Below are 7,562 nucleotides of genomic sequence, written 5' to 3'. Positions count from 1 at the left end.
GGGCGGTGTCGGCGGGGCGGGTGAAGCTCTCGGTCGGTTGCCGGTCGCTGTCCTGTGGTTCGTTCGGATGTCCCATGTCGGCGACGCTAATCGGCGCCGACACGTCGAGGCTGAAGAAGCTCTGAAGGTGGCACCCGGACTCCTCCGCGACCATATTCCCGATTCACGGAGGTTCCCCTGTCCGCGAACAGCGCTTTCTTTCGTTGACTTCAAGTTAACTTGATGTCTTACGCTCGAATCCATGAGCATGGAATCCGTCGCGTACAACTCGCTGTATCGCACGATGAGCCGGTCGGAGAAGAAGTCGCGACTGTCCCGTGCCGAGCGCCGCGAGACCATGCGTCGGATCGGACGTTTCGCCGCCCCGCATCGCATGCGGATCGCGATCTTCCTCGTCTTCAGCATCGTCACCGCGATCCTCACCGTCGCCACCCCGATCCTCGCCGGTCGGGTGGTCAACCAGATCACCGGGAACGGGGCGACCTCGACGATCGTCTGGCTCTCGGTGCTCATCGCGATCATCGCCCTCGTCGAGGCCGGCGTCGGACTGTTGGTGCGGTGGCTGTCGGCCACCATCGGCGAGGGGCTCATCCTCGATCTGCGGCGCAAGGTCTTCGACCACGTCCAGACCATGCCGATCGCGTTCTTCATGCGCACCCGCACCGGAGCGCTGGTCAGCCGGCTCAACAACGACGTGATCGGGGCGCAGCGCGCATTCAGCGACACCCTCTCGGGCGTGGTGTCGAACTTCGTGACCCTGATCCTGACCATGACGGTGATGCTGTTCATCTCGTGGCAGATCACCCTGCTGGCCCTGGTGCTGTTGCCGCTCTTCGTCATCCCGGCCCGCCGGATGGGCAACCGGATGGCGGCGCTGTCGCGGGAGGCCGCGGAGTACAACGCGCAGATGTCGACGCAGATGACCGAGCGGTTCTCCGCACCCGGCGCCACCCTGGTCAAGCTGTTCGGCCGACCCGACGAGGAGTCCCGCGAGTTCGCCGCGCGCGCAGCCAATGTGCGCAGCATCGGAGTGCGTCGCGCGGTTCTGCAGTCGGTCTTCGTCACCGCCCTGACGCTCGTCTCGGCACTCGCGCTGGCGCTGGTATACGGCCTCGGCGGCTACCTCGCCGTGCACGGCAACCTCAACGCCGGTGCCGTGGTGTCGCTGGCGCTGCTGCTGACCCGGATGTACGCGCCACTGACCGCGCTGGCCAACGCGCGGGTCGAGATCATGAGCGCCCTGGTCAGTTTCGAGCGGGTCTTCGAGGTCACCGACCTGGTGCCGCTGATCGCCGACAAGCCCGACGCCGGCGAGGTCCCGCCCGGGCCGGTCACGATGCGTTTCGACGGGGTGCGGTTCGCCTACCCGTCGGCGGACAAGGTGTCGTTGGCGTCGCTCGAGGAAGTCGCGCAGCTCGACAACCGCGGCGGCGTGGAGGTGATCCACGACGTGTCGTTCGAGGTCGCGGCCGGATCGATGGTCGCCCTCGTCGGCAGCTCCGGCGCGGGTAAGTCGACCATCGCCCAGCTCGCGACCCGCCTGTACGACGTGGACGAGGGGTCGGTGTCGGTCAACGGCGTGGACGTCCGCGATGTCACATCGGCCTCGCTGCACCGCAGCATCGGCCTGGTCACCCAGGACGGACACCTCTTCCACGAGACCGTGCGCTCGAACCTGTTGCTGGCCAACCCGTCGGCCACCGAGGACGACATCTGGGCGGCGTTGCGACGCGCCCGCCTCGAGGACCTGGTGATGTCGTTGCCCGACCGTCTCGACACCGTCGTCGGCGAGCGCGGCTACCGACTGTCCGGTGGCGAACGTCAGCGGCTGACCATCGCGCGGCTGCTGCTCGCCGCACCGTCGGTCGTCATCCTCGACGAGGCGACGGCCCACCTCGACTCCACCTCGGAGGCGGCGGTGCAGGAAGCCCTCGCCGAGGCGCTCCAGGGGCGGACGTCCATCGTCATCGCCCACCGACTGTCCACCGTCCGTGCGGCGCAGGAGATCCTGGTCATCGAGGACGGTCGCGTCGCCGAACGCGGTACCCACCTGACGCTGCTCGCGGCCGGTGGACGCTACTCCGAGCTCTACCGCACCCAGTTCGCCGACCAGCGCGAGGTGGTGGCCGACGCGCCGGTCACCGCCTGAGTTCACGCTCCGCTTCTGCGGTCACGCTCCACCTGCAAGCGGAGCGCGGCTGTGAAAGTGGAGCGCGAACGGTCAGGTCGGTGAGACGAGCAGCAATTCGACGTTGTGATCGACCGAGGTGCCGAGGCGTATCGGGTCGTATCCGGTGTCGTTGTAGGAGAACTCGCGGTACATCGACCCCAGTCCGGTGACCGAGTGATCGGAGTAGGCGACCTCGTAGGGGGCCGCCGATTCGATCAGCGTGCAGAACACCGAGAGCGTGCCGTCTTTGTTGTCGTTCACCTCGATCACCCGCGCGTTCTGCGGGAAGTCGATGTGTGACGCGGTGTTGATCTCCCAGAAGCTCTGCGCCGGGGTCGCCCCCTTGTGCGGGGTGATCTTGTTCTCGTGGGTGTGGCCGTTGACCCAGGCCACGACGTTGGGGAACCGGTGGAAGAAGTCGACCAGTTGCGGCCCGGTGTTGCGCCGCTCGAACGGGTGTTCCGGATCGGGGATCGGCAGCTCCATCGTGTCGCTGGTGTGATGACTGAACGCGACGAACAGCGTGTCGTCGGCCTCATGCGTGACGAGTTTGCCCGAGCGATCGTGGTACTTCCGCGACCCGGCGACGATCAGCTTCTCCATCCAGTCGAGCTGCACCTGCCCGATCGACCCGTCGGTGAAGCCCGCGTGGTTGGTGGTGTCCATCGAGATGCCGACGACGCCCGGTGCGATCTGGAACGAGTAGTACGTGATACCCGATTGCGGTGCGTGCGAGGCGAACCCGTGTCCGACGGGGCCCGGACCGGTGTAGCGCGGTCGGAAGTGCTCGGCCATGTACTGCCGCGGGGTGAACGGAGCGCGACGCGCGTCGGGGGTGATGCGACGGATCGGGCCGGTCTGCACCTGCTCCGCCAGCACCTTCGCCGCCGACGCCGGGGCCGTGTCGTACGCAGCCGCGACACGATCGATCGCGGCCTGGTTCTTCGGGATGTCGAGCTTGATGGAGCCGGTGTAGAGCGCGTCGATGAAACCGATCCCGCTGGGGATCACGCCCGAGACGCTGTCGTCGTGGTTGCCGAAGACACTGAACCACCGCGTGTCGAGTCCGGGGCTGGTGATCGGAGTGATGCTCGACGACAGCAGCCCGGGGATCTGCGGGAACCCCTTCTGCTTGTAGATGTCGTTGACCGACGACTCCGGCTGCCAGTAGAGCGTCGATCCCCAGACCTGCACGCCCTCATAGCGGTTCGGGTCGCCGGTGGACTGCGCCAACGTGCCTCCGCTGAACAGCGTGAGGAACCATTCGAGCTCGACGAACTCATGGTTGTCGGTGTTGTCGCCGGTGGACACGACGCAGTCGAACGCACGACCGTTGAACGGCGCCGACCCCAGGTCGTTGATCCGCTTGACCAGGTTGACCGTCGCGGCCGCGCCGAGCTTCTCGTGCGGTCGGAACGCCGACCCGTTCTGTGGGTGGATGAACTCGGCGCGCACCGGGCTCTCGGCATCGACGATGTGTACGTCGGTGGTCTGCACGATCGACGCCAGCCCGACGCGACGGTCGTCCCGACCCGCCTTGGGGGCCGCGAGCTCGGATCGCACGATGAGCGGCCAACCGGCGCCTGCGGTGAGGCGGCGGTACTGGCGGACACCGGTCGACGCGGGTGTGCCGACGACCTCCAACGTGGTCCCGGCGATCGACACCGCCCGTGACCCGACGGCGGGATCGGCGTACGCGAGGGGCGCGGCCTTCGAGGTGGCGGCTCCCACGGCGGCAGCGGCGCCGAGGGCACCTGCCCCCTTGAACAGGGTCCGACGGTCGAACTCGGTCATCTCGGATCTCCATCGCCGTGCAGACGGTCTCGCCTGCGTCACCGCACCTGACTGTGCGCTACGAATCTTGCCTCAGTACCGCGCCCTGGCCACACACATCGTCAACTATTCATCATCGGCAACGACCGATCAGGATGTCTTCGCGACCCGCAGACCGGCGATCAGGACGTCGACCATGCGCCGCGCGTCGTACCGCGGATCGCTGCCCGCACCGATGCACAGGTTGCCCACCGCCCGCATCAGTTCCAGTGGCCGCACGTCGGACCGGATCTCGCCTGCGCGCACGGCGGCGTCGAGGATCTGCGCGCACACCGGGACGAGGCTGTCGAGGAAGTAGACGTGCAGGGTGTCGAAGGTGGGGTCGGTGGACTGCAGCGCCTCGGCGAGCCCGTGCTTGGTGACCAGGAAGTTGACGAACAGGTCGATCCACGAGGCGAGCGCGACGTGCGGCGAGGTGCGCTCCGCCAGCAGGACCGGTCCGGCCTGCGCGCAGGCGTCGACCTGGTGTCGGTAGACGGCCACGATGAGATCGGCGCGCGTGGGGAAGTGACGGTAGATGGTGCCGACGCCCACCCCGGCCGCGGCGGCGATGTCGCGGACCGGCACCGCCACGCCTGCGGTGACGAAGGCCGCGGCGGCCGCGTCGAGGAGGGTCTCGGCGTTGCGCCGGGCGTCGGCCCGTTTACGTGCGGCCGGTGGCGGCGGATCGGCGGTGGTCATCGACCGACTCCTCTCACCCCTTGGCAAACGGAACCTGGTTCCGTATGTTGGTTAACGGAACATTGTTCCGCTTGACGTCAGGATGCCAGATCGCTGGCACCACATCCACTCGCACCACGAGAAGGACCCCACATGAAGTACCGCACTCTCGGCCGCACCGGCGTCCAGGTCAGCACCCTCGCGCTCGGCGCCATGAACTTCGGTGCCATCGGCCGCACCACCCAGGAGGACGCGACGGGCATCGTCGACGCCGCGATCGACGGCGGCATCAACCTCATCGACACCGCCGACATGTACAGCCAGGGCGAGTCCGAGGAGATGGTCGGCAAGGCCATCGCCGGCCGCCGTGACGACATCGTGCTGGCCACGAAGGTGTTCAACCCGATGGGCGACGAGCGCAACCACCAGGGCAGCTCGCGCCGCTGGATCGTCACCGAACTCGAGAACAGCCTGCGCCGACTCGACGTCGATCACGTCGATCTCTACCAGATCCACCGATGGGACCCGCGGACCAGCGACGAAGAGACCCTCTCCGCGCTGACCGACCTCCAACGCGCAGGCAAGATCCGCTACTTCGGCTCTTCGACCTACCCCGCCTACCGCATCGTGCAGGCGGAATGGGCCGCACGGGACAACCACCTGAGCCGGTTCGTCACCGAGCAGCCGCCGTACTCGATCCTGCAGCGCGGCATCGAATCACACGTGCTGCCCGTCACCGAGCAGTACGGCATGGGCGTACTGGCGTGGAGTCCGCTGGCCGGCGGGTTCCTCTCGGGCGCGATCCGAGCGGGCAAGGAGAGCACGACCAACCGCGCGAAGCTGATGCCACAGCGGTTCGGACCGGACGCACCGGCTGCGAAGGCCAAGATCGAGGCCGTCGAGAAGCTGGTCACCCTGGCCGACGAGTCCGGTCTGACCCTGATCCAGCTCGCACTCGGGTTCGTCACCGCCCATCCCGGCGTGACGAGCGCGATCATCGGACCCCGCACGCTCGAGCATCTGCACTCCCAGATCGCCGCCGGTGACACCGAGTTGTCGGCCGACATTCTCGACGCCATCGACGAGATCGTCGCCCCGGGAGTCGATCTCGCGCCCGAGGAGAAGTTCGACACGCCACCCGCCCTGCTCGACGCCTCGTTGCGACGGCGCTGAGTTCGTCGGGTCGGGCGTGAACGCGCGTCCACCGTTCAGACGCGCGTCGAGGTGGGCGCGCGTCTGAACGGGAGACGCGCGTTCACGGGGCTAGGTGGCGATGCGCGCCTGGGCCACGAGTTCGGCGGCCTTGGCCAACGTCAAGCCCTTGTCGGCACGGCGCAGCGTGCGTATCTGGGTGAGCTCGCCGTGGATCGGCTCGATAACCGCTCGCACCTCGTCGACGGTCCAGTCGCGCGGCTTGGGCGTCGGCTTGAGCCGAACCACGACGACACCCAGGTTGACGGCGATGACGATGACGCCGATGGCCAGCCACGCCCACCGCTTCTCGTCCCACCAGCCGACCATCAGATAACCGACGCAGCCGATCAGGATGATCGACCCGATCAGGGTCAGGATCTTCGAGAACGTGCGCATGCCCTGCTCCATGGGCGCCAGCTTAACGAATGCCGTTTTGTCCGATGCTCAGCGGAAGGCGTCGCGACCGGTCAGCGCCTTGCCGACGGTCAGCTGGTGCATCTCGCTGGTGCCCTCGTAGGTGAGCACCGACTCCAGGTTGTTGATGTGCCGGATCACCGGGTAGTCCAGCGTGATGCCGTTGGCACCGAGGATCGTCCGGCACTCCCGCGCGATCTGGATCGACTCGCGCACGTTGTTCAGCTTGCCCAGGCTGATCTGCTCGGGGCGCAGTGAGCCGGCGTCCTTGATCCGGCCCAGGTGCAGGGCCAACAGCTGCCCCTTACCCAGTTCGAGCGCCATGTCGGCGAGCTTGGCCTGGGTGAGCTGGTAGCCCGAGAGCGGCTTGTCGAACACCTCCCGCTCGGCGGCGTAGGCGATCGCGGTCTCCAGGCAGTCCCGCGCGGCGCCGAGTGAGCCGAACACGATGCCGAACCGGGCCTCGTTGAGGCAGCTCAGCGGGCCCTTGAGTCCCTGCACGCCGGGCAGCATCGCCGACTCGGGCAGCCGGACGTCCTCGAGGACGAGCTCGGAGGTGACCGACGCACGCAGCGACAACTTCCGCTTGATCTCCGGGGCACTGAAACCGGGGGTGTCGGTGGGGATGACGAAGCCACGGATGCCGCGAGCACCCTCGTCGAGGTCGGTGCGCGCCCAGACCACGGCGACGTCGGCGACCGATCCGTTGGTGATCCACATCTTCGACCCGTTGAGCACCCAGTCGTCGCCGTCGCGCTTGGCGCCGGTCCGCATCCCACCGGGGTTGGAACCGTAGTCGGCCTCGGTCAGCCCGAAGCAACCGATGGCCTCACCCGCCGCCATCTTCGGCAGCCACTCGTTCTTGTGGTCCTCGCTGCCGAAAGCGTGGATGGCGAACATCGCCAGCGATCCCTGCACGGAGACGAAGCTGCGCAGGCCGCTGTCGACGGCCTCGAGTTCCAGGCACGCCAGGCCATAGGTGGTGGCCGACGTTCCCGCGCACCCGTAGCCCTCCAGATGCATGCCGAACAGTCCGAGCGCACCGAGCTCGGGCGCCAGTTCGCGGACCGGGAAGTTCGCGTCCTCGAACCACTCGGAGACCTGCGGACGCAGGCGCTCGTCACCGAATTTGCGCACGGTGTCGCGGATCTCGCGTTCCTCGCCGTCGAGCAGACCGTCGAGAGCGAACAGTTCGGACACCGATTGGCTGGCCATGTGCGTGACTCCTTCACTCGTGCGACAGATGTGTCGCGCCGCGTTCCCCACACTATCCCCGGCGAGGGAGGAGGAC

Annotated in this window: 6 protein-coding genes; 2 read left to right on the top strand and 4 right to left on the bottom strand. The window is 67.4% G+C overall.

Going from position 1 to position 7,562, the window contains the following annotated elements; translation table 11 throughout:
* Window positions 1-241 precede the first annotated feature (241 nt).
* A complete protein-coding gene (locus JHC79_RS07415; RefSeq protein ID WP_296389514.1) occupies window positions 242-2,149 on the top strand; it encodes an ABC transporter ATP-binding protein in 1,908 nt (635 codons plus the stop codon).
* Window positions 2,150-2,221: 72 nt separating this feature from the next.
* Here JHC79_RS07415 and JHC79_RS07410 read toward each other — a convergent pair whose 3' ends face one another.
* Window positions 2,222-3,964: a TIGR03767 family metallophosphoesterase gene (locus JHC79_RS07410; protein ID WP_296389513.1), complete on the bottom strand. Its 1,743-nt coding sequence runs from the start codon at window positions 3,962-3,964 to the stop codon at window positions 2,222-2,224.
* A gap of 129 nt (window positions 3,965-4,093) precedes the next feature.
* Window positions 4,094-4,684 carry a TetR/AcrR family transcriptional regulator gene (locus JHC79_RS07405; RefSeq protein WP_296389512.1) on the bottom strand — a complete coding sequence of 197 codons (591 nt, stop codon included), beginning with the start codon at window positions 4,682-4,684 and terminating at the stop codon, window positions 4,094-4,096.
* A 132-nt stretch (window positions 4,685-4,816) separates the two neighbouring features.
* On the opposite strand from JHC79_RS07405, the gene JHC79_RS07400 reads away from it, so the two are divergent.
* The gene (locus JHC79_RS07400) at window positions 4,817-5,836 is read left to right on the top strand and encodes an aldo/keto reductase (RefSeq protein ID WP_296389511.1); all 1,020 of its coding nucleotides are present in this window, start codon (window positions 4,817-4,819) and stop codon (window positions 5,834-5,836) included.
* 90 nt (window positions 5,837-5,926) lie between these two features.
* Here JHC79_RS07400 and JHC79_RS07395 read toward each other — a convergent pair whose 3' ends face one another.
* On the bottom strand, window positions 5,927-6,265 hold the full coding sequence (locus JHC79_RS07395; RefSeq protein WP_296389510.1) for a hypothetical protein: 339 nt from the start codon (window positions 6,263-6,265) through the stop codon (window positions 5,927-5,929).
* 36 nt (window positions 6,266-6,301) lie between these two features.
* The gene (locus JHC79_RS07390; protein WP_296389509.1) at window positions 6,302-7,486 is read right to left on the bottom strand and encodes an acyl-CoA dehydrogenase family protein; all 1,185 of its coding nucleotides are present in this window, start codon (window positions 7,484-7,486) and stop codon (window positions 6,302-6,304) included.
* Window positions 7,487-7,562: the final 76 nt, after the last annotated feature.

The organism is Williamsia sp. (assembly GCF_016462415.1).
GTDB lineage: Bacteria > Actinomycetota > Actinomycetes > Mycobacteriales > Mycobacteriaceae > Williamsia_A.
This window is presented reverse-complemented; position numbering and strand designations above follow the sequence as displayed.

Coding starts and splice junctions, on each gene's coding strand:
- JHC79_RS07415 (WP_296389514.1), top strand. CDS start 242: ATGAGCATGGAATCCGTCGCGTACAACTCGCTGTATCGCACGATGAGC.
- JHC79_RS07410 (WP_296389513.1), bottom strand. CDS start 3,964: ATGACCGAGTTCGACCGTCGGACCCTGTTCAAGGGGGCAGGTGCCCTC.
- JHC79_RS07405 (WP_296389512.1), bottom strand. CDS start 4,684: ATGACCACCGCCGATCCGCCGCCACCGGCCGCACGTAAACGGGCCGAC.
- JHC79_RS07400 (WP_296389511.1), top strand. CDS start 4,817: ATGAAGTACCGCACTCTCGGCCGCACCGGCGTCCAGGTCAGCACCCTC.
- JHC79_RS07395 (WP_296389510.1), bottom strand. CDS start 6,265: ATGGAGCAGGGCATGCGCACGTTCTCGAAGATCCTGACCCTGATCGGG.
- JHC79_RS07390 (WP_296389509.1), bottom strand. CDS start 7,486: ATGGCCAGCCAATCGGTGTCCGAACTGTTCGCTCTCGACGGTCTGCTC.